This window comes from Dethiosulfovibrio peptidovorans DSM 11002 (genome assembly GCF_000172975.1).
GTDB lineage: Bacteria > Synergistota > Synergistia > Synergistales > Dethiosulfovibrionaceae > Dethiosulfovibrio > Dethiosulfovibrio peptidovorans.
Window position 1 is genome coordinate 733390 of the sequence record NZ_ABTR02000001.1, and the last position, 20699, is coordinate 754088.

The 20699-nt window shown below is 58.6% G+C and carries 19 protein-coding genes; 10 read left to right on the plus strand and 9 right to left on the minus strand.

Annotation, left to right across the window (positions count from 1 at the left end):
- Positions 1–3: 3 nt before the first annotated feature.
- From DPEP_RS03610 to DPEP_RS03645, 8 genes are read right to left on the minus strand one after another with little or no spacing between them, the layout of a single operon-like run.
- The gene (locus tag DPEP_RS03610; RefSeq protein ID WP_005659679.1) at positions 4–849 is read right to left on the minus strand and encodes an FAD binding domain-containing protein; all 846 of its coding nucleotides are present in this window, start codon (positions 847–849) and stop codon (positions 4–6) included.
- Positions 846–1319 carry a (2Fe-2S)-binding protein gene (locus DPEP_RS03615; protein ID WP_005659682.1) on the minus strand — a complete coding sequence of 158 codons (474 nt, stop codon included), beginning with the start codon at positions 1317–1319 and terminating at the stop codon, positions 846–848. Before DPEP_RS03615 ends, DPEP_RS03610 begins: the two co-directional genes overlap by 4 nt.
- Complete coding sequence (locus DPEP_RS03620; RefSeq protein ID WP_040382360.1) at positions 1303–3606, minus strand: xanthine dehydrogenase family protein molybdopterin-binding subunit; 2304 nt, start codon at positions 3604–3606, stop codon at positions 1303–1305. The genes DPEP_RS03615 and DPEP_RS03620 overlap by 17 nt, the downstream gene beginning before the upstream one ends.
- A gap of 1 nt (position 3607) precedes the next feature.
- A complete protein-coding gene (locus DPEP_RS03625; RefSeq protein WP_005659687.1) occupies positions 3608–3847 on the minus strand; it encodes an acyl carrier protein in 240 nt (79 codons plus the stop codon).
- 19 nt (positions 3848–3866) lie between these two features.
- The gene (locus DPEP_RS03630) at positions 3867–4949 is read right to left on the minus strand and encodes an SGNH/GDSL hydrolase family protein (RefSeq protein ID WP_005659689.1); all 1083 of its coding nucleotides are present in this window, start codon (positions 4947–4949) and stop codon (positions 3867–3869) included.
- Positions 4946–5926 (minus strand): GNAT family protein, encoded by a 981-nt coding sequence (locus DPEP_RS03635; protein WP_005659691.1) that lies wholly within the window; start codon positions 5924–5926, stop codon positions 4946–4948. The genes DPEP_RS03630 and DPEP_RS03635 overlap by 4 nt, the downstream gene beginning before the upstream one ends.
- A gap of 16 nt (positions 5927–5942) precedes the next feature.
- Positions 5943–7058 carry a histidinol-phosphate transaminase gene (gene hisC / locus DPEP_RS03640; RefSeq protein WP_005659692.1) on the minus strand — a complete coding sequence of 372 codons (1116 nt, stop codon included), beginning with the start codon at positions 7056–7058 and terminating at the stop codon, positions 5943–5945.
- The gene (locus tag DPEP_RS03645; RefSeq protein ID WP_005659694.1) at positions 7055–8266 is read right to left on the minus strand and encodes a hypothetical protein; all 1212 of its coding nucleotides are present in this window, start codon (positions 8264–8266) and stop codon (positions 7055–7057) included. Before DPEP_RS03645 ends, hisC begins: the two co-directional genes overlap by 4 nt.
- 98 nt (positions 8267–8364) lie before the next feature.
- On the opposite strand from DPEP_RS03645, the gene DPEP_RS03650 reads away from it, so the two are divergent.
- The 7 genes from DPEP_RS03650 (at position 8365) to DPEP_RS03680 (ending at position 15795) form a co-directional block, all read left to right on the plus strand.
- Entirely contained in the window at positions 8365–8838 is a 474-nt protein-coding gene (locus tag DPEP_RS03650; protein ID WP_005659696.1) for a methylglyoxal synthase, read from the plus strand.
- Complete coding sequence (locus DPEP_RS13635; RefSeq protein WP_005659699.1) at positions 8835–10574, plus strand: methyl-accepting chemotaxis protein; 1740 nt, start codon at positions 8835–8837, stop codon at positions 10572–10574. Before DPEP_RS03650 ends, DPEP_RS13635 begins: the two co-directional genes overlap by 4 nt.
- A 51-nt stretch (positions 10575–10625) precedes the next feature.
- Entirely contained in the window at positions 10626–11489 is an 864-nt protein-coding gene (locus DPEP_RS03660) for a metal ABC transporter solute-binding protein, Zn/Mn family (protein WP_005659701.1), read from the plus strand.
- Complete coding sequence (locus tag DPEP_RS03665) at positions 11486–12220, plus strand: metal ABC transporter ATP-binding protein (RefSeq protein WP_005659703.1); 735 nt, start codon at positions 11486–11488, stop codon at positions 12218–12220. The genes DPEP_RS03660 and DPEP_RS03665 overlap by 4 nt, the downstream gene beginning before the upstream one ends.
- Positions 12213–13013, plus strand: coding sequence for a metal ABC transporter permease (locus DPEP_RS03670; RefSeq protein ID WP_005659705.1), 801 nt, complete (start codon positions 12213–12215; stop codon positions 13011–13013). The genes DPEP_RS03665 and DPEP_RS03670 overlap by 8 nt, the downstream gene beginning before the upstream one ends.
- Positions 13014–13107: 94 nt before the next feature.
- A complete protein-coding gene (locus tag DPEP_RS03675) occupies positions 13108–14550 on the plus strand; it encodes an alkaline phosphatase (protein ID WP_040382964.1) in 1443 nt (480 codons plus the stop codon).
- A 93-nt stretch (positions 14551–14643) separates the two neighbouring features.
- Positions 14644–15795: a YibE/F family protein gene (locus DPEP_RS03680; RefSeq protein ID WP_005659709.1), complete on the plus strand. Its 1152-nt coding sequence runs from the start codon at positions 14644–14646 to the stop codon at positions 15793–15795.
- Here the strand turns inward: DPEP_RS03680 and DPEP_RS12665 are convergent.
- Positions 15786–17804: an HD domain-containing phosphohydrolase gene (locus DPEP_RS12665; protein WP_005659711.1), complete on the minus strand. Its 2019-nt coding sequence runs from the start codon at positions 17802–17804 to the stop codon at positions 15786–15788. The two genes, DPEP_RS03680 and DPEP_RS12665, sit on opposite strands and share 10 nt — an antisense overlap.
- A 265-nt stretch (positions 17805–18069) precedes the next feature.
- Between DPEP_RS12665 and DPEP_RS03690 the strand changes: the two genes are divergently transcribed.
- From DPEP_RS03690 to pstA, 3 genes are all read left to right on the plus strand, one after another.
- Positions 18070–18879 carry a phosphate ABC transporter substrate-binding protein gene (locus tag DPEP_RS03690; RefSeq protein WP_005659713.1) on the plus strand — a complete coding sequence of 270 codons (810 nt, stop codon included), beginning with the start codon at positions 18070–18072 and terminating at the stop codon, positions 18877–18879.
- 97 nt (positions 18880–18976) lie between these two features.
- Positions 18977–19846 (plus strand): phosphate ABC transporter permease subunit PstC, encoded by an 870-nt coding sequence (gene pstC / locus DPEP_RS03695; protein ID WP_005659716.1) that lies wholly within the window; start codon positions 18977–18979, stop codon positions 19844–19846.
- Positions 19843–20691: a phosphate ABC transporter permease PstA gene (gene pstA / locus DPEP_RS03700; RefSeq protein ID WP_005659718.1), complete on the plus strand. Its 849-nt coding sequence runs from the start codon at positions 19843–19845 to the stop codon at positions 20689–20691. Before pstC ends, pstA begins: the two co-directional genes overlap by 4 nt.
- Positions 20692–20699 lie beyond the last annotated feature (8 nt).

A 20699-nucleotide genomic window follows, 5' to 3' on the forward strand; every position in this document is an offset into this window, starting at 1 on the left:
GGATTATACGTCGACCACGACGGCGGACGACCTGAAGATCATAGGATAATTCCTCGCCAACTCCACCCGATAGGCCCTGGACGCCCGGATGTCATCTACAGGTTCTACCTCGGAGCTCAGAATATCTCCTGCAGACCGAAAAGGCCCCTCATCGGAAAGGCTAGCTCCTGCCATGGCCGCCTCAGTCCTAAGCGACCTGACCGGAACCGGCCCCATGGAGCCCAGGGCCATCCGAATATCCTCCACCGATCCTCCATCCTCCGAAGGCCTCCAAATTGCCGCACAGGAACCCACCGAGATAGCCATGGCCCTGCGCAGACCGTCTTTTCGGAAAAAAGGACGCCAGCCGGGCCTCAGAGGGACCAGTATCTCCGTCAGAAGCTCTCCCGGTTTCAGGGCGGTCTTTCCCGGTCCCAGTATGAAATCGTCTATAGGCAAGGACCTGGCCGAGTCAACCGACCTTATACACACCTCAGCTCCCAGGGCCCAGAGGGAACAGAGACCGTCCGCCCCGGGGGAGCCCGTACATATATTCCCCCCTACCGTCCCCATATGGCGCAGGGCCGGACCTCCCACGGAGGAGGCGGCCATGGCCAACAGGGGCACCTCATCGTCTATGAGGGGACTGTCTATCACCCTCTGCCAGGTGGCGCAGGCCCCTAAAGCCAGATAGTTTCCCCCTAGAGAGATCCATTTCATGCTCTCTATCCGGTCGAGCAGGACAAGATCGGGACGTTTTTCCGAGGATCGGAGCCTTAACGAAAGATCCGTGCCTCCCGCCATGGGGACAGCCCCGTCGGACAGGCATTCCAGGGCCTCTCCGACGGTGATCGGGCTGTATACCGTCACGAAGGGAGCTCCCTCATAATCTCGGCCCCCTCCATGACGGCGTCGACTATGGCCCTGTAGCCGGTGCAACGGCAGATGTTGCCGCTCAGGGCGATTCTGACCTCGTCCCTGGAGGGATCGGGATTCCTGGTCAGAAGGTCGACGGCGGCCAGCACCATGCCGGGAGTGCAGTAGCCGCACTGGACCGCTCCCAGGCGATCGAAGGACTCGAAAAGGGGCGCCCACCTGGGGAGGTCCCTTACCCCCTCCACGGTGGTGACGGTTTTCCCGTCCAGCTGAGCGGAGACCATGAGACAGGACAGACGGCTCTCCCCGTCGACCAGCACGGTGCAGGTTCCGCACTCTCCTGTACCGCATCCCTCCCGACAGGATGAGATACCCACCCTCTCCCTCAGGATCTCCAGAACTCTTTCGTCCCCGGACAGATCCATGGAGAGGGGCTCTCCGTTCAGCTTAAACTCTATCTTCATCTATCGTACCTCCGGACAAAGAGAAAAACACCCTCTCGGCGGTGAAGGGAGAGACTGTCAGAGGGCCGCATATATGGGCCAGACCGTTCGCCACCGCAGGGAGAGGCCCTATCAGGGGGAGCTCTCCCAACCCCTTCAATCCCTTCGGGCCGGAAGGTTCGTCCAGCTCCACAGCCAGACATTCCACCTCGGGAAGGTCCATGGAGGTGGGTACTATGTAGGTGGAGAGGTCTTTCGAAGCAACCTCGCCGTTCTTGACGGAGAAATCCTCGAAAAGGGCGTATCCCAGTCCCTGGGCTACGCCGCCCTCTATCTGCTGACGGTACATCTGAGGGTCCACCACCCGCCCCGCCTCGGTGATCGCCAGATAACGGGGAACCGACACCTGGCCGGTTAAGAGATCCACCTCGACTCTGGCGATGTGCACCGCCCAGGAGAAGATACAGTGAGGAAAACCGGAGCTCTTCGGACCATAGTCCGTCTCCGGCCCAGGAAAGGAAACGGGAGCCAAGCTCCCCGCCACGGAGCATCTTTCCGGAGGCTCCATGAAACCGGCGAGACCCTTCAGGGGCAGTTCCCTTCCGGAAGAAATACATCTTACCTTGCCGGGGAGGAGGGCAAGATCGTCCTCCCTCGCTCCTAGGACCATTCCGGCCTTTACGTACATGCGCCTCTTCAGCTCGTCCACCGCGGCGAGGAGGGCCCTGCCGTATATATAGGTGGTGCGGCTGGCAGCAGCAGGACCGGAGCGGAGGCTCCTGTCCGTGTCGGGCTGGACGAGATCGAATCTATCCCGCTCCTGACACAGAGACTCTCCCGCAAGGTGTACGTAGGTGGAACCGTTGCCCTGCCCCATGTCGGGTATTCCAGAGTAGAGCCTGAAGCGCCCCTCCTCGGTCAGCTCTATTCTGGCATTGGCGAAATCCGGTATGCCAGGGCCGAAGCCCTGACCGTGACATATCAGAGCAGCTCCGGTGGAACGGGCCTTGCCCTCCGGGGCGGAGTTTCGCCATTCCTGTCTGGATCTCCAAATTTCCTGTTCCAGAGCTCGATCCAGACAGGGGACGGCTCCTACCGTAGAGGTAAGGACCACTCCTGAACCATTCATATCGCCTCGTACAAGTCCGTTCTTTTTGCGAAACGCCAGGGGATCCGCTCCGAGTCTCTTGGCAAGGCGGTCCACCAGCTGTTCCAGGGCTCCCATCACCTGAGGGGCACCGAAGGCTCGAAAGGCTCCCCCGAAGGGGTTGTTGGTGTAGACCGCCCGCCCCTCCAGTTCTACCGCCTCGAACCGGTAGCCCCCGCAGCAATGATCCAGACCGTTGGTGAGCACGGGGACGGACATGGATGAGTAAGCCCCCGAGTCCAGGGTGAAGCGACACTTTATGGCCCTGAGGGTTCCGTCGGAGGAACACCCCAAGGTCATTTCGGTCACGGAAGAATGCCTTTTGGGGGAGCAGAGAAAGCTCTCCTCTCGAGAGAAGACCATCTTAACCGCCCGCCCCGGGCAGGTCATGGCGGCGGCACCGAGAAGTCCCTGAATCACCACTCCGTCCTTCCCGCCGAAGCCTCCTCCCAGACAGGGAGCCTTGACCCTTATCCTCTCCCGGGGAAGACCGAGCGCCCTCGACAATTCGTCCCTATCCCTCCAGGGATTCTGAGTGGATACCTCCATCTCCAGAACCTCTCCGTCATAAAGTGCCACTCCAGACTCGGTCTCCAGATAGGCGTGCTCCTGCATGGGGAAACGAAAGACATCGTACTCCATCAGATCGCAGTCCTCCAACACCGACCGGACGTCTCCTCTTCTGACCCATCCCGACGCCAGGAGATTGCCGCCCTCTCTGCCAGGATAGAGAACGGGAGCCTCCGGAGACAGGGCCTCCAGGGGATCGAAGACCGCCGGAAGGGGGTCGATCTCCACGGTCAAAGCCCTGGCGGCCGCCTCGGCCCTTTCTCTAGTGTCAGCAACGACCACGGCCACAGGGTCTCCGCGATATCTTATCCTCCCTCCCAGAGGGACCAGGACCGGCTGATCCAGCTCCAGTATCCCCAGGAGGTTCTCTCCCTCTATCGAATCAGCCTTACAGACGGCTACGACCCCGTCCATTGAGGCCGGCTCGTCCCCCAGAGATCGTAGAATCCCCGAGGGAGTTCCGGCACGGCGGGCCACCGCCCATAGGATTTTAGACCCGGTTATGTCCGAGGCGTAGCGTTCCTCGCCGCGGATCTTGGCCATTCCCTCGATCCTGGGCACCGAGATCCCGGCGACCAAGGGGCCTCTCATATCACGAAACCCGGGCCGCCACGTAGTTGGTTAGGTCCGATACAAGCTTGACCGCCTCCATGGCCTCCTCGGGAACCTCGAGGCCGTAGGCGTCCTCCAGCTCCATCACTATGTCCACCACGTTCATCGAATCGGCCCCGAGGGTCTCCAGATCGCCGTCTGACGGGACGTCCTCCACCGACATACCCAGCTCGGTGGCCACAGCCTGACGAACCTTAAGCTCTATATCCGCTCTGCTCATCTCTTTCTTCCTCCTTAATTCAACGGTCCAGGTCGAGCCATCCTAGGTCTTCCAGGGCCTTTTCCATGTATTCCGCGACGACGGTATGTCCTCTGTCGTTCCAGTGAACCCCGTCGAAATAAAGCGTTCCCACATCCTCCCTCCGGGAAAGGTGCTCCCTCAGGTCCAGAAAGGGAATTCCGGCGTCGGAGCAAAAATCGTCCCTCAGGAGGTCTTGACATATGTCCAGGGTGGGGCCGTACCCCTCGGAAAAGGCCCTCCAGTTTTCGTTGAGGGCGTCGAGAGGGCCCTTGTCCTCCCCGTCCCTGAGACACTGCTCCAATCCGGCGGCGGATAGGACCGCCACCTTGGCCCCCGACGCTTCGGCTATCTTCAGGATTTTTCGGTGGTTGTCCATGACTACCGCCAGTGCCTCGTTTCGCTTCTCCTCGGGGAAGGTCTTGAGCACGTCTCCGAATGCTCTCCTGTAGAAATCCCGCCCCTTCCCCTGATAATATAGACAGCTGTGCATCATGGCAATCTGAAGAGGCGACTGGGCGGAGTTCATGCCCCATAGAAATTTTATAGGCCAGCGACTTTCCCTGTTCCACCTCCGCCCCATGGCGTAGGCCATGGATAGGTCGTTTCCTCCGAAACGCAGCAACACCACGTCCGGTCGAATAGATTCCATCAGCTCGCCATCCCACAGAAGCCGATGCTGCTCCGACGAGTAGCCGGGATGGCCGCCGTTTATGACCTCCCACCGTCCCGGGCGACTCCGGTCCAACGAGTCCTGCAGCACCCTGCGCCAGACCATGTCCTCTCGAGAGAGCTTCACACCGAAGATCTCCGATTCGCCTATGACGACCAGCCTTTTTCTGCCCTCGAGGGGTTCGGGCCCTCTCAGCCCCCAACGGTTAATGGAGACGCATCGTGAACGATACCCCCTGAGAAGCCTGCTGTCCAGAGGTCCGTCGTCCTTCACGACGAACTCCCTGTATCTGTAGTCGCCGTAGATCCTGGGTCTGTAGGGTATACCGTAACGGTGTTTGTAGGAATATCGGGAAAGTATCTCCGCCGTGACCGTGACCATCGCCCCGGCGGAACAGAGAGTGCCTATCAAAGCGATCCCTCCCGGTCGGATCTGACCAGATCCATCAACATCGTGCCTCTCGGTGGAAGCACCTTTATCTCCTCCCACGTAGGCTCGCCGGTTCTCTGAAGCAGAATACCGTCCGACCCCTGGAACCACCGTGGAAGATAGCCCCCCAGGCGAAATCCCATCTCACGAACGACCTCCACCGATCGGTCGATACCCGGAAGTAGAGGCATCTCCAACATAATCACGTCCAGATCTCCCATCTCCTCCAGAGATTCCTCCATCGTGTCGACCAGTTTTTCGCCCAAATCGGTCACGGTGATGTAAGCCACTCCGGCCACAGGAAAAACAGCAGACTTGAGGCAGGCTTCCCCTTTAGGGAAACAGTTGTCCCGTCGGAACATCCTGGGAAACCCCTCGGCCAATGCCTCGATAGCCGAGGCATATCTGATGGGCAAAACCGATTCGACAGGAGGGATCCCCGGTTTTTCCATAAAGCTCATTATACAGCTGACCCGTCCGGACACGGAGAACAGCTCGTCGTGACCGTAAGCCCTTCCTGGAAGGAGGTTCAGAGCCAAAGCGCAGTGTTGGTGCCCCATTCGAAGGTCGATCCTCTGGGAACGGTCATGGGCCGTCGTGCTCTCGGTGTAACGAGCCTCCCATTCCAGTGAGGGCAACACCTCGTCGGAGATAGCCTTCGCCAGCATAGAAGCCGCAGGAGAGGACCTGAACTCGGGCAGAACCATGAGTCCCATGAGCTCGTAGAGGCCGGGATTCCATGCGGACCGGGACGCAACAGCCTGTCCAATCACCCGATCTCCGGAAAAGGCCAGCAAGGTAACCTGATCGCCATCCCTGTCGGCCTTGAAAACCGCCTCGGGATCGTAGACCACCGATGCTGGAAAATCGTCGCCGTATATGGCCCTGTAGAGCTTCGGAACCTCTTCGGCCGAGCTCTTTTCCAATCGTCTTATGCTTATCTCCAATCTATCCGACAAGCCATACACCTCCTCGTCAAGTTATTATCCCCCTTAAAGCCTTCACAAACTCCTCCATCACCGACAAAGTCGAAAGGGTTACCCTTATCTGATTAGGGGCCCGAAAGCCCGTCATGGAACGTATCATTATACCCCTCCGCATAAGTTTTCTGTACGCCAGGGTATCGCTCATGGGAAGGGACACAACGGCGAAGTTACCCTCCCTCACAGTGTGTGGTAGCCCCATGCCGGCCAGTTCCTCCAGTAGATATTCCCGGGCCTTACGACACATCTTTCTGGTACCCTTTATATGGGGTCCGTCGTCGGACAGAGCAGCCATCGCCGCCACCTGGGCCGGACCATTCACCGAGTAGACTACGCAGGTCCTCCGGATATCGTCCACCACCCTCCTGTCGCCGAACAGATAGCCGATTCGGAGTCCGGCCAGACCGTACATCTTGGAGAAGGTACGAAACACCACCAGGTTGGGGTAATCGTCCAGCATGGATACGGTCCGGGGAAAGTCGGATGCCTCTACGAACTCCATATAGGCCTCGTCCACCACGACTATGCACCGGCCGTTCACACTGTCCAGAAAAGACCTGAGCTCGTCCTCGGACCAGTAGGTCCCGGTGGGGTTGTTGGGATTGCACAGAAAGAGAACCTTGGTCCTCTCGTCCATCGCAGCAAGCATGGCCTCGCCGTCGAAACGATCGTCCTTCAGCGGAAGCACCCTCGCCTCGAAGCCGGAGAACTGGGCCACCCACTCGTAAACGGCGAAGGTCCTGTCGGCTGTGACGATGTTGTCTCCCTCCTTACAGAAGGCCTTGATGACGAAGGCTATCACCTCGTTGGCGCCGTTGCCCACTATGAAACAATCCGGATCCAGACCTAGCCTCTCTCCCAGACGGCAGCGGAGGTGATAGGCATCTCCGCTGGGATAGACCGAGGCCTCCGAAGGGGGCCAATTATCCAATACTTTCCTCGCCGCCTCGGGAGGCCCCAGTGGATTTTCGTTGTTGTTTAGCCTGTAGAGTCTTTCGCAACGATACAGACGACATAGGACGTCGTCGGGGCGACTGGGTATATAGGCCTCGAATCCCCTGACGTGATCCGGCACTAGCCGATCCAAAGGAGGGAAAGGGATCCTCACTTCCGTACCTCCATCACCAACAGATCCCCCTTGCCTCCCCAAGGTATAAGAACCTTGGGAACGAAACCGGCTTCAAGGGCATCTTGAGCCATATAGGCGAAGTCGGGCCATCCCAGATCCAGGTGGAAAGATACGGACCGAACGCCCCTCTCGATCAGAACGTCGAGATGGGCCAGGAGGTTTTTACCAACGTCGTTACCGGCCAAAAGAGGCTCTATCACCGCCGAGCCGTCCACCTCGGTGGAGACGGCCAAGAGGGACTTTTCGTCCAAATCTTCTCGTCGCTCCGCCGAACGGATATCCCTCGGAAGCTCCAGACGGTCCACCCCTTCCTCAACGAAAGGACGAAGGTCGTTCGGAACCCAGATCAGGGCGCCGTTGTCCTCCCTGAGCTGTCGAAAAAGGACACCTTCCGACGAGGACAGAGGCTCGAAATATCCCTCGGGCACATCGGCAACAGGTCGATCAACCACAATACCCATGGCGTCGCTCTTGCCCAAGACCTTCAAAGCCTCCTCGACCAGATCTCTGCCCACCGGCGAGAAACAAAACGGCCCTCTAAGCTCTATGACCCTCCCCATGGGCCTCCATAGGACGAGCCCTCCCAGCCGTCCCCTAGGAGAGCGGGCCACCAGAGCCCCTATAAGGCCCAGCTCCAGGGAGCGGTCCATACGTCCCGCCTTTTTGAGATCTCCGCCGCAACCGTAACGCTCCTCCACCTGGGTCGCCAGATGAGGCCATTCGTCCAGCCTGGGGATCCCTACATCCATCGGCTCGTCTTTATCTGGATAGAGGGGCTCCGCCGAGATCTCCCTGTACTCCCGATCCCTCTCGAAGGATATGACCGCCAGATCCCCCTTCTCCAGGGCGACTCCCATCCTGTGAGCCGATCTCGCCGCCAGGACCAGCCCCATCCTGTCCGGGTCGTCCGCTCTAGAGGTCATGTTGAAGGCCTCCAGGGGAAGCCTTTCCCGAGGGACCCTGCATTCCACCCTTATGGAGACTCCCCTGTCGGAACAGACCACATCCATGGTTCCTCCCCCTCCGGAGGAACCGGCAAATGCCAGAATTTCCTCCGCCGCCAGGGCGAGTCCCAGCTGTCCTCTACGGTCCAGGCCGAAGGCCTCGGAGGACCTCTCCACCACGGAGGTCGCCACTGGAATCATAGCTACCTCGAATGGGACCGATACAGACACCTCTCGTTCCATGAAAAAAACACCTCCCGATTTAAGCACCAATCTTCACGATTATAACCTCATGGAGGTACAATATCGATGGAATACCACCTATATAGGAGGGGATACCCTTGGAAGCAGTCAAGAAAATCGCCCTGGTGGCCCACGACAGCAGGAAGAAGGACCTGATACGATGGGCTAAAAGACACAGGGAGCAGCTGGCGGCTCATCGGCTATGCTCCACCGGAACGACCGGAGCCCTTCTGGAGGCAGCGCTGGGTCTTCCGATAGACAAGCTGAAATCGGGACCTCTCGGAGGAGATCAGCAGCTCGGAGCCAGAATAGCCTGCGAGAGACTGGACGCCATCGTTTTTCTGTGGGATCCGCTCAACACACAGGCCCACGATTCGGACATAAAGGCACTGCTGCGCATAGCGACCTTATACAACATCCCCATGGCCTGCAACATGGCCTCGGCGGACTTCCTATTCTCGTCGCCTCTGATATCCCTGCCATACAACAACGAACACAGGGATTTCGACGCCCATCAGCAGGCTAGAAATGAGGCTATCATAGAGGAATACCTGAAGGAGGAAGAACGATGAAAAGAGGAGGACTCATACCGCTAAGTCTCTTCGGAAAATCGGAAGCAAGGCGCCCATCGATCGAGACGCCCCACAGACCCGCCGAAGACGACCGATCCGTCAAGAAACTGTCCCTCTCCATAAGAGCTCAGGGCCTCTCGGAGGACCTGGAGGCCCTGGTCTCCGACGGCAGCGATTCTATGGACAAAGTGGGAGAACACGCCGACGGAATAGCCGAGTCCCTCTGCGACCTGGACCGCATAACGGGACGACTTAGCGAAGAGGTAACGAAAATAGGCGAACTGCACCACGGTTCCGCCGAGATACTGAAAGAGATAGCCCAAGGAGGCGCCTCCGTAAGAGAGAAGGCGGAGAAGAACAGAGATCTCGCCGTCGACACGGAGGAGGCCAACGAAAGGGTCGAGACGACCGCCAGGGCACTGGGAGAGGCCATAGAGAAGATGGTCTCCGTCAGCGGAGACATAGGCCGTTTCGTAAACGTCATAGCAGGGGTCGCAACTCAGACCAACCTGTTGGCCCTCAACGCCGCAATAGAGGCCGCCAGGGCTGGAGAACACGGAAGAGGCTTCGCCGTCGTGGCCGAGGAAGTTAGAAAGCTGGCGGAGGAATCCTCCCTGGCTGCCAAGCAAATCGGAGATCTGGCCCACTCCATAGAGGAACTGGCCCAAAGGGGGCAGGAGAGAATCTCCGAGGCGGATCGGTCCGTCTCGGAGGCGGGCAGACAGGCCAGAGAGAGCAGACTCAACCTGGAGTCCATGCTGGACGATCTGGTCAAGGTGCAAAACAGCCTGGAGACCGCATCCTCCAACGTGAACGACCAGGCCGAAGGAGTGGAGACCTTCGTGGCGTCCCTCCAGGAAACCGCATCGGTGGTGACCCAGGAATCGGTCAGGGTGGAGTCTCTCGCCGCCGCCATAGGAGAACAACGGGTCATAATGAGGTGCCTGGAGAAGAGGACCACGGAACTGAGCCCCATCGCCCGAGACCTGGAGAGAGAGGAACTCCCCCTAGATGGATATCCTTCGGTGAGATCGATATTGGACGACGGCAGGCTCAAGGTGGCCATGCTGGACACCGACTACGGCCTGTTCCACTTCGACCTGCACGGCAGCCCTAAGGGATTCGACGTCGATCTGTCCCGCGCAATAGCGGAAAAGATAGGTGTACCACTGGAGATAGTGCCGGTTCCCCAGGGAAACGGCGAGCCCGGAACCAGGTCGGGAATACTGAACCAAGGCCTCTGGGGAAAGGACGTCCACATCATGGCGTCCGCCGTGACCAAGACGGTAAAAAGAGGCGAAAAGGTCCTGTTCTCGCCCCTTTCCTTCGCCAGCGGCCAGTGCGCCGTATCCACCTCGGACAGAGGACTGACCCATCTGAGAGACCTCAGGGGAAAGACCCTGGCGGTTCACGGAGGACTCACCGGATCCGACCTGGCCCGGGAACTATTCCCCGACGGCAGAATCGTCGAGAAGGACAATTGGGACGACATCTTCCAGGCGGTGAAAAAAGGCGAGGCCGACGGCGCCATAGTTGAGACGCCGGTCTTCCTCCAGTACGGCTCTAACGACCCATCTCTCGTCATGGTGGGATCCCAGATGGACCGGGAAAACTACGGGGTGGTCATGCCTCTGACGACCTCCTCGGACCTGTTCGACCTTATAGCCAAAGTGGTAAAGGAAAAGCGAGACGAACTGGAACGCCGCTGGTTCGGAAAGGGCTTGCAAAAAAGTTAGCACCTTCTTATACTTAAAGGCTGCACCATCGGGAAAGGAGAGATACAACCTATGAGAAAATTTTTTCTATGGCCCCTGACGGCGGCACTATGTCTGACCGCCGGAGCGGCCTTGGCAAGTCCTACTCTTCACGTGGCGGTAAGCATTCTGCCTCAGAAATTCTTCGTCGAGAAGATAGGGGAAAGCTATGTGGACGTGACCACCGTGGTTCCCAAAGGGGCAAGCCCTGCCACCTACGAGCCCAAGCCCTCTCAGATGGCCGAGCTGTCCAGCTGTTCACTCTGGTTCACGATCGGTGTTCCCTTCGAGAGAGCCCAGAAAGACAGGCTGCTGGCAGCCCTACCGAATCTCGAGGAGGTCCCCACCTACCAGGGGATCAAGCTCTACCCCATAGAGGGAGCCGATCACCACGACAATCACGGCCACGGAGCCCTGGACCCCCACATATGGCTCTCCCCGCCGGAGGTCATGCTCCAGGTCAGGTCTATCGCCATGGCTATGGCCGAGGCAGACCCCCCTCGAAGCGACGTCTACATGAGCAACTACATAAAGTTCGCCACAGAGCTGGCGGATCTGGACCGCCGCCTGGCCCAGGAGCTCGCCCCCTTGAAGGGCAGGTCCTTCATGGTGTTCCACCCGTCCTGGGGTTACTTCGCCAGAGCCTACGGACTTAGGCAGAGGGCGGTGGAGCTGGAGGGCAAGGAGCCAAAACCAGCGGAATTGGGACAACTGGTAGAGCTGGCGAAGAACGAGGGGATAGATACGATATTCGTACAGCCGCAGTTCTCCACCGCCGCGGCTAAGACTCTGGCAAAGACGCTCGAAGGGGAGGTGGTCCCTCTGGATCCCCTTGCGGAGGACTGGGACTTCAACCTCCGCAAGACCGCCAAGGCCCTCAGGAAGGCCCTGCGGTGAACTCCGTAGAATTCGACCAAGTATCGTTCGGATACGAGGGAGCCCCGATCTTCGATCGAGTCTCCTTCTCCGTACCCACCGGGGAGTTCCTGGTGGTGATCGGCCCCAACGGAGGAGGCAAGTCCACCCTCCTCCGGCTTATGCTCGGGCTTCTCTCCCCGTCGGAGGGTAGAATCAACGTATTGGGCAAACCTCCGGGCAAGACCTCCGAGGTGGGCTACGTCCCTCAGGACGTGGAGAAGAGCCTTTCCATGCCTGTGACGGTAAGAAGGGTGGTCTCCATGGGCAGACTGGGAGCCCGATCCGGAGGAAACGACTCGGTCGATCGGGCCATGGATGCCATGGACCTGAAGCCCCTTTCGGACAGGCCGGTCGGGTCCCTGTCCCAGGGGCAGAGACAGAGAACCCTCATAGCCAGAGCACTGGCCAGCGAGCCCAAACTGCTGCTTTTGGACGAACCTCTTGCCAGCGTCGATCCCGACGCCAGAAAATCCGTCTTCGACAGCCTCAACGACGTGGCAGAGGGACGAACGGTCGTAGTGGTAAGCCACGACTACTCGATAATCCCCGCCTGCGCCTCCGCAGTGGCCTGCGTGGACCGAAGCGTCTATTACCACGACGGAGGGGAGTTGACCGAGAAGCTATTCTCCAAGGCCAGCGGTTCCTGTCCGGTGGAGATAATAGGGCACGGCCTTCCCCACAGAGTGCTGGAAGAGCATCGCCATGGTTGATCTTCTGCAATACGAGTTTATGAGAAACGCCCTGGCGGCGGCGGTACTGGCCAGCCTTATATCGGGAATACTGGGACCTATCACAGTCATAAGGCGTTCGGTAATGACCACCGGAGGGGTGGCCCACGGCGCCTACGGCGGACTCGGCCTGGCGTGGTTCGTGGGATGGCCCCCAAGGGCGGGGGTCTACGGTGCCGCCCTGATACTGGCCGGAATCGCAACCTATTTGAACAGGAAGGCCCCGGACAGATCCGACTCGATCATGGGGATCCTCTGGGCGGTGGGGATGGCGGTGGGAATAATCTTCACCGACCTGACCCCGGGATACGGAACCGAGCTGACCAGCTACCTCTTCGGCAGCATATTGACCGTGTCCTCCTCGGACCTGGCTGTAATGGCCTGCCTGGCCCTGGCGTCTATCGGACTGACGATCTTTCGCTATTCCTCCATCGAGGCCTTTCTCTTCGACGAGACCTACGCCGCCACCAGAGGCATCCCGGTCGGCAGGCTGGACTGGATCCTGACGGTCCTGACCTCCCTGGCGGTGGTGGCGGTTATAAGGGTGGTCGGTCTGATACTGGTTATAGCCCTTTTCACCATACCCTCCGCTCTGACCGAGAAGGGCTCCCGGTCACTGGCGTCGATGATGGTCCGATCCACCCTGGCGGCGGGGACCTTCTGCATGGCCGGGCTCTGGTTGTCCGTGCGGTTCGACGTCACCGCCGGGGCCGCCATAGTTCTCATAGCCGCTCTGAGCTGCCTTGCGGCATATGGAATGAAATCGTTACGCTGAGGGAACTCTATCGTTACGTCGAGAGAACAGAATGGGGACGACCTCCTAGGAGGCCGTTCCCATTCTTTTTCAGAGGTGATTCGCGGTGATATTTATGAGAGGGAGACGCTTTTTAGCTAAGTTCGTCCTTGCGACGGTCATGGTGACGGTCCTGGCGGGAGGAGCCTGGGCCGATAGGGCAAAGTACGTCTTTTTGATGATAGGCGACGGCATGGCCATGCCCCAGAGAAACGCGGCGGAGATATACCTGGCCTCCATGGCTGGCAAAGACGCCAGACCGGGGATAGTCAAGCTGGCCATGAGCACCCTTCCAGCCCAGGGTTTCTGCACCACCTACTCGACCAACTCGATCATAACCGACTCGGCGGCGGCCGGGACGGCCCTGGCCACGGGGAACAAGACCAAGTCGGGGGTCATAGCCATGAACCCCACCGGCACGGAGTCCCACGAGACCATCGCCGAGATGGCCCATAAAAGGGGTATGAAGGTCGGAATCGTGTCGTCCGTGTCCATAGAACACGCCACCCCCGCCTGTTTCTACTCACACAACGAGTCCCGCAACGACTACTACGAACTGGCCTGTCAGCTTCCAGAAAGCGGCTTCGAGTACTTCGCCGGAGGCGGTTTCAAGAAACCCAAGGGCCCCAAGGGAGACCAGCCCGACGTCATGGGAATCATAGATAAGGCGGGCTACAGGATAACCGAGACGATCGAGGATTTCCGGAAACTTTCCAAAGAGGATGGCAAGATCGTGGCGATCAACCCCGTGTTGTGGTCCGGCAAGGCCATGCCCTACGCCGTAGACGAGACGGACCGGTCCATCTCCCTGGCCGACTTCACCGCCAAGGGTATAGAGCTCCTGGACAACCCCGAGGGCTTCTTCATGATGGTCGAGGGCGGCAAGATAGACTGGGCCTGCCACGCCAACGACGCGGTCTCCTCCATAGGTGACACCATAGCCTTCGACGAAGCGGTCAAGGTAGCCCTCGATTTCTACAACGATCACCCCGAGGACACCCTGGTGGTGGTGACCGGAGACCACGAGACCGGAGGTCTCACCATAGGCTTCGCAGGAACCAAGTACGACACCTTCTTCGGCAAGCTGGACGGACAGAAGATGTCCTACGAGGCGTTCGACCTCGTCCTGGTCGACTATAGAAAATCCACCGAAGGCAAGGGATCTCTGGAGGACTTCTTCCCCCAGGTGGAAAAGGCCTTCGGCCTCAGCCTGAAGGGACAGGACGCCGTAACCGGCTCGGAACTGGCATCCCTCAAGCAGGCCTTCGCAGAGAGCATGAAGGGATCCAAGGAAAGGTCCGAGGACCAGGAGACCTATCTCCTCTACGGAGGCTACGAGCCCTTCTCCATAGCCCTGACCCATCTTCTCAACCGCAGGGCCGGTCTGGCCTGGACCAGCTACGCCCACACAGGCGTACCGGTTCCGGTAAGTGCCGTCGGAGTCGGACAGGAGACCTTCAACGGCTACTACGACAACACCGACGTATTCCGCAAGATGACATCCGCCATGGGGCTCTAAGCCCCTTTTCTTCCCCCCTGAACGAGGAGGGACGAGCCTGGACGGGCTCGTCCCTCCCTTTAATATGGAGAAAACACGAGAGGAGCGAACAACATGCTGAGACATTTCTACCGGTGGTTTCTGGACGGCACGTCGACGAAAGATCTGGCCTTCACCGCAATGATATCGCTTATATGTGCGGCTCTCTGGACTATGCCCACCGGCTTCGAGGACAAGCTGGACGGAAACGTGGGACACTACAAGGGCAGGGTTATCGCCGTTGATAACTCCACGGTGGTTCAGTGCGGCATAATCAAGACCGGAGACCAGGGATTGACAGTGAGGATAGAGGAAGGCCCCTTCGAGGACCGGACCGTGGAGGGAAGCAACGTACTGAGCGGCAAGCTCGAGCTGGACAGCTTCTACGCTACGGAAGACAGGGTACTCCTGGACATCACGACCGTCGACGACGAGATCGTAGGCGTACACGCTTCGGGGAAATACAGGCTGGGAGTGGAGGCGCTGCTGCTGCTGCTATTCGCGGCCACTCTGGCGGTGGTGGGAGGTTTCACCGGGGTGAAGGCCATGGTGTCCTTCCTCTTTTCGGCCCTCATGATCTGGAAGGTCATGATCCCCCTGTTCCTCAAGGGGTGGGACCCGGTGTTCGTGGCCTTCGGGGTGGTATCGGCACTGACATTCGCCATAGTATTTCTGGTGGCCGGCTTCGGCCGCAGAGGGGCCACTGCCTGGATCGGCGCCATGACGGGACTGGGGCTCACCTGTATACTGGCGGAAGTCTTTTCCGGACCCTTCGGGATCCACGGGGCTGTGAGGCCCTTCTCGGAGATGCTGCTTTATTCCGGCTATCCCCATCTGGATCTGACGAGGATATTTCTGGCCGGGATCTTCCTGGCCTCATCGGGCGCCGTCATGGACCTGGCGATGGATATATCCGCCGCCGTGGCGGAGGTTAAGGAGCACAGGCCCGATATAGACCGATGGAAGCTGTTCAAGTCGGGACTCAAGGTGGGAAGAGCCGTTATAGGGACCATGACCACCACCCTGCTGCTGGCCTACTCGGGGGGATACCTGACGATGATGATGGTATTCATGGCCCAGGGAATACCCATGTCCAACATACTGAACGTCAACTACGTAGCGGCGGAGATACTCCACACGATGGTGGGAAGTTTCGGCCTGGTCACGGTGGCTCCTCTGACCGCCCTCACAGGGGCCTTCGTCCAGTCCCGAACGGATCAGATCTGATCCGCGAAGAGATCGTCCAGGTCGGTTCTTCCCTCGAGAACGTCCAGACAGGCCCCAACCGCGTCGGGGTCGTAGAGAAATCCGCGACCCCGCCTTATCTCGTCCAGAGCCGCCGACAGCCCCAATCCGGCCCGATAGGGACGATGGGATGTCATGGCCTCCACCACGTCGGCGACGGCGAGTATCCGGGCTTCGAAAAGTATCTCGCCACCACCGAGATGTCTGGGATATCCGGAACCATCTAGCCTCTCGTGATGCTGCGAAACTATCGTAGCCACAGGCCAGGGGAACTCGATGTTAGAGAGGATCTCCTCGCCCAGCTGGGGATGTTCCTTTATTATCTCGAACTCCAGCTCGGAAAGCTCTCCCGGCTTGTTCAGGATCTCCGCCGGAACCCTTATTTTTCCAAGATCGTGAACCAAGGCCGCTATCCTCAACCCCTTCCTGCTCTCTTCGTCAATTCCCAGCCTTTCGGAGATCATGTCGGACAGCACCGCCACGTTTCTCTGATGCCGAGCCGTGTAGGGGTCCCTGACGGCCAACATATCCCCCATGGTCTTTATGCTGCTCTCGAAGGTCCGATGGAGCACTTCGTAGTTGGCCTTTATGGACCGTTCCCCTTCGTGACGCTCCAGAGCGGCGGATATTATGCTGCTAAAAACGTAGAAGTCGGTGGTTTTGTCCGAACCGGAATCGTCCCTTTCGGATCGGATAAGAGAAATCATTCCGCTTAGCTCACCACGGATAAAAAGGGGATAAACGTAGGCCTCGCCTCCGCCCAATAGCTCGAACAGCCTCCGCTCCATACAGGCCCTGGCGGGGATGGCGTCTTCGTTTCCGATCATCACGATGTCGTCCACCTGGAGGCGATGCCAGAGCCAGGGGATATCCCTCGAAGAAACGTTCTCTACGATATCGCCCAGATCGGGGTTCAGAGGTCCCTCGTGCCACCATATGGACCTCACCATATCTCCGTCGGGATCGAACTGTATTAGGTTGCAGTGGGATGCCCTGAAAAAGGACCCGAAATCCTCCAGAGCCTGCTTCAGGGAACCGTCTATGTCGTTCGAGGGAAAGACGAAACGATAGGACACCCTGGAGAGCAGATTCTGGAGGGTAGAGTGATACCTCAGCCTTTTCTCGTCCCGTTTTCTCTCCGTTATATCTCTGTAACCACAGTAAGCGAAGGTTTTATCCCCGAAAAGAAAGGGAGAGGCATGGATAGACACAGGCATCACGGTACCGTCGGTCCTGGTGCGGTATGTATCGTACACGAAAGCTTCCCCACTGAAGAGCTTCCTGGTCATCCTCTCGGCGTCTATCTGTATTCCCGGGGCCTTTCCGACTATGTCGTTTATGGACGTACCCCGCACCGAATCGGCTTCGCACAGAAACATACGACAGAAGGATCCGTTGACCTGGATTATTCTGTCCCTGTTGTCCAAAAAGGCGATCCCTTCCGGCGACTCCTGAAACAGGGCCTCCCAGAAACTCTTGCTCTTCTCCAGCTCCTCGGTCCTCCTGGCGACCTCCAGCTCCAGTCGTTCCTCCCACTCGGCCCGTTCCGCCAACTCCTGTTGAAGTGCGGCGTAGGCTCTCTCAAGGGCCTCCAGCCTGGGGTCATCTCCGTCCCTGCCCTCGGAGCCCCTTCTTCCAGTGACATCCACCATGGACAACAGATAGGATTTTATGCCGTCGATTCCGGTTATGGGGGTAACGCTGAGCTCGACCCATATGGACGAGCCGCCTTTTCCCAAATATCGTCTCTCCAGCCGGGAGACACCTTTCATGTAAAGGGTCTTCTGATCCTCTAATGTCAACACAGGAAAATCATCTTCTCCGTGACCCCACCAGGGATAGGGAGGCACAATGCCCAGCACTTCCGATTCGTCGTAGCCGGACATGTCCAGAAAGGCCCGATTCGCCAGGACGACCTTCAGCTCTCTGGACAGGACCAATATCGGTATGGGGGACTGAAGAAGCAGCGAAGAATGCATGTCCTCGGCCAAGGGGTCGACCTCCTCTTTTATAACTTTACATTTGATTATAGGGGTAATAAGCACGATGCAAAAGGGCCTAGATACCCAAAGAAACAACGAAACTCTTCCGTAAGTTCATGCCGTTCAAGTCCGTATCTTCGCCCCGCCGGGGAATACCTCTTTTACCTTATAGTTACCTCCGCTACATAAGTCCGTTACACAACCGTCCTATACTGACGTCACAGTCCGAGGGGAAGGTACCCTCGCTAGATCATCCAAGGAGGATCTCTATAAGATGAAAAAATCGGCTATCGCACTGGCACTGGCGGCAACTCTGTCTCTGGTCGGATCGGCTTTCGCCGGCGACCTGGTAATCAAGGGCTCCACCACCGTCCTTCCCATAGCTCAATCCGCGGCGGAGAAGTTCATGGAGAGCAATTCGGACGTGGCAATAACCGTGTCCGGCGGAGGAAGCGGAAACGGCATCAAGGCAATAATCGACGGAACCACCGACGTGGCCAACGCATCTCGATTCATCAAGAACAAAGAGGTCAAGGCAGCGGTGGAAAACGGCACCTACCCCGTACCCTTCGCAGTAGCCATGGACGCTCTGATACCGGTGGTGCACCCTTCCAACCAGATCAAAGACCTCTCCATCGAGCAGCTCAAGAAGATCTATAAAGGCGAGATAACCAACTGGAAGGAAGTCGGAGGATCCGACGCCAGGATCGCAGTTGTGGGACGTGACACCAGCTCGGGCACCTACGAGGTCTGGGAAAGCAAGATCATGAACAAAGACAGGGTGACCCAGAGAGCCCTTGTGGTGGCCTCCAACGGAGCCATGGTTCAGACCGTCGCAAAGAATAAACTGGCCATAGGCTACATCGGCCTCGGATACCTGGACAAGTCGGTCAACGCCCTGACCGTCGGAGGGGTCGAGGGAACGGTCAAGTCCGTCCTGGACGGAGATTACCCCGTCTCCCGCTACCTCTACATGTTCACCAAGGGATGGCCCACCGGCGACACCCTCAAATTCATCAACTTCGTCCTCAGCGACGCCGGACAGGAGATCGTAGGCAACACCGGCTACATCCCCCTTCGCTGATACGGATTCATAGAACACTAGGATACCGGGAACTTCAGCCCGCCGCCCGAGATGGCGGCGGGCTGGAGTCTATTCCAGAACACGAGAGGTTTTGTCGATGGACGAAAGAATTCCAGGGTGGCTGATCACCCTTACGGCTAGCGTAAGCCTTTTCATAATGGTCTTCCTGATCTACTTCCTCCTTCAGGAAGGAATACCCACATTGAGAGAGGTCTCCCTCAAGGAACTCCTGCTGGGCTTCGATTGGTACCCCACAGAGGAACCTCCGGCTCTGGGGATGGCGCCTCTGATCGTAGGATCCATGACCGTGACGCTGCTGTCCGCCGTCATGGCAGTCCCCTTCAGTTTCCTCATAGCCATATTCCTGTCCGAGGTGGCTCCGTCCTGGTTCAGGGAAATACTCAAACCGGCACTGGAGCTTCTGGGCTTCCTGCCGTCCATAGTCCTGGGATTCCTGGGCATGGTGGTACTGGCCCCATGGCTTCAAGAGAGATTCGACCTCCTCTCGGGACTGAATCTGTTCAACGCATCTCTGCTCATGGGAGCCATGATAGTTCCCATAGTGGCCTCACTGGCGGAGGAAAGCCTTCAGGCGGTGCCTAGAGAGCTGCGAGACGCCTGCTACGCCCTGGGAGCCACCAGATGGGAGACAATCCGAAAGGTAGTCCTGCCCGCCGCCCTTCCGGGGCTTCTCAGTGCATCGCTGCTCGGGATAATGAGAGGTCTGGGAGAGACCATGGTGGTGCTGATGGCGGCAGGGGGGGCCGCATTGGTTCCCATATCGATATTCGATCCGGTAAGGCCTCTGACCTCGGCCATAGCGGCGGAGATGGGAGAGACCCCGGTAGGTTCCGCCCATTACCACGCCCTGTTCTTCGCCGGACTTCTGCTATTGACCATGACCCTTGGGATCAACCTGATCTCCATGTGGATAGAGAAAAAGGGAAAGGAGCGCTGGATGGCATGAGCAGAAAACTGGTGGACAGAGGAGCATCCATACTGCTCTGGACCTCGGCGGCCCTTCTGGTGCTGGGGCTGCTGTCCATACTGGCCTACCTGATGGCCAACGGGGCGGAATCCATGAGCTGGGAGTTCGTCACCAGACCTCCCAGGGACAACATGACCAAGGGCGGCATAAGCACCCCCATAATAGGAACGCTCCAACTGGTGATCGTCTCCATGGTCTTCGCCATTCCCGTCGGAGTCGCCACCGGGATCTTCTTCGCCGAATACGCCACGGAGGGGCCGTTCACCACGGCGCTCAGGCTCTGCGTTCGATGCCTGGCCGGGGTGCCCTCGGTGGTATACGGTCTGTTCGGCCTCTCTCTGTTCGTGGTTTTTCTGAACTTCGGATCGTCCCTCCTATCGGCGGGGCTTACACTGGCCTGTCTGTCGTTACCCCTCATAGTAACGGCGTCGGAGACCGCTCTCCTGGCTGTGCCTCAGGACTTCAGACTGGCCTCTTACGCCCTTGGCGCCAATAAATGGCAGACAGTTCGGAAGGTGGTGCTCCCGGCGGCCCTTCCCACCATATTGACCGGAGCGATACTCAGCGTAGGAAGGGTGGCGGGGGAGACGGCACCGATAATCTTCACCGGAGCGGCGTTCTTCACCCCAAAGGTGGCTACGAGCCTCTTCGACGAGGTAATGGCGCTCCCCTATCACATAATGGTCCTTGCAACCGCCGGGACCCACATAGAGCAGACCAGGCCCATACAGTACGGCACCGTGCTGGTGCTGATTCTCCTGGTCATGGGAGTAAGCTCCCTGGGGATAATTCTCAGGGCCCGGCTACGCCGGAACAGACGATAACTCAGAGG

What these genes read in the sequence shown, in the direction of transcription:
- DPEP_RS03680 (WP_005659709.1), top strand. Translation starts at nt 14,644, where the DNA reads ATGCTGAGACATTTCTACCGGTGGTTTCTGGACGGCACGTCGACGAAA.
- DPEP_RS03615 (WP_005659682.1), bottom strand. Translation starts at nt 1,319, where the DNA reads ATGAAGATAGAGTTTAAGCTGAACGGAGAGCCCCTCTCCATGGATCTG.
- pstC (WP_005659716.1), top strand. Translation starts at nt 18,977, where the DNA reads ATGGACGAAAGAATTCCAGGGTGGCTGATCACCCTTACGGCTAGCGTA.
- DPEP_RS03670 (WP_005659705.1), top strand. Translation starts at nt 12,213, where the DNA reads ATGGTTGATCTTCTGCAATACGAGTTTATGAGAAACGCCCTGGCGGCG.
- DPEP_RS03690 (WP_005659713.1), top strand. Translation starts at nt 18,070, where the DNA reads ATGAAAAAATCGGCTATCGCACTGGCACTGGCGGCAACTCTGTCTCTG.
- DPEP_RS03675 (WP_040382964.1), top strand. Translation starts at nt 13,108, where the DNA reads ATGAGAGGGAGACGCTTTTTAGCTAAGTTCGTCCTTGCGACGGTCATG.
- DPEP_RS03620 (WP_040382360.1), bottom strand. Translation starts at nt 3,606, where the DNA reads ATGAGAGGCCCCTTGGTCGCCGGGATCTCGGTGCCCAGGATCGAGGGA.
- DPEP_RS13635 (WP_005659699.1), top strand. Translation starts at nt 8,835, where the DNA reads ATGAAAAGAGGAGGACTCATACCGCTAAGTCTCTTCGGAAAATCGGAA.
- pstA (WP_005659718.1), top strand. Translation starts at nt 19,843, where the DNA reads ATGAGCAGAAAACTGGTGGACAGAGGAGCATCCATACTGCTCTGGACC.
- DPEP_RS03660 (WP_005659701.1), top strand. Translation starts at nt 10,626, where the DNA reads ATGAGAAAATTTTTTCTATGGCCCCTGACGGCGGCACTATGTCTGACC.
- DPEP_RS03645 (WP_005659694.1), bottom strand. Translation starts at nt 8,266, where the DNA reads ATGGAACGAGAGGTGTCTGTATCGGTCCCATTCGAGGTAGCTATGATT.
- DPEP_RS03625 (WP_005659687.1), bottom strand. Translation starts at nt 3,847, where the DNA reads ATGAGCAGAGCGGATATAGAGCTTAAGGTTCGTCAGGCTGTGGCCACC.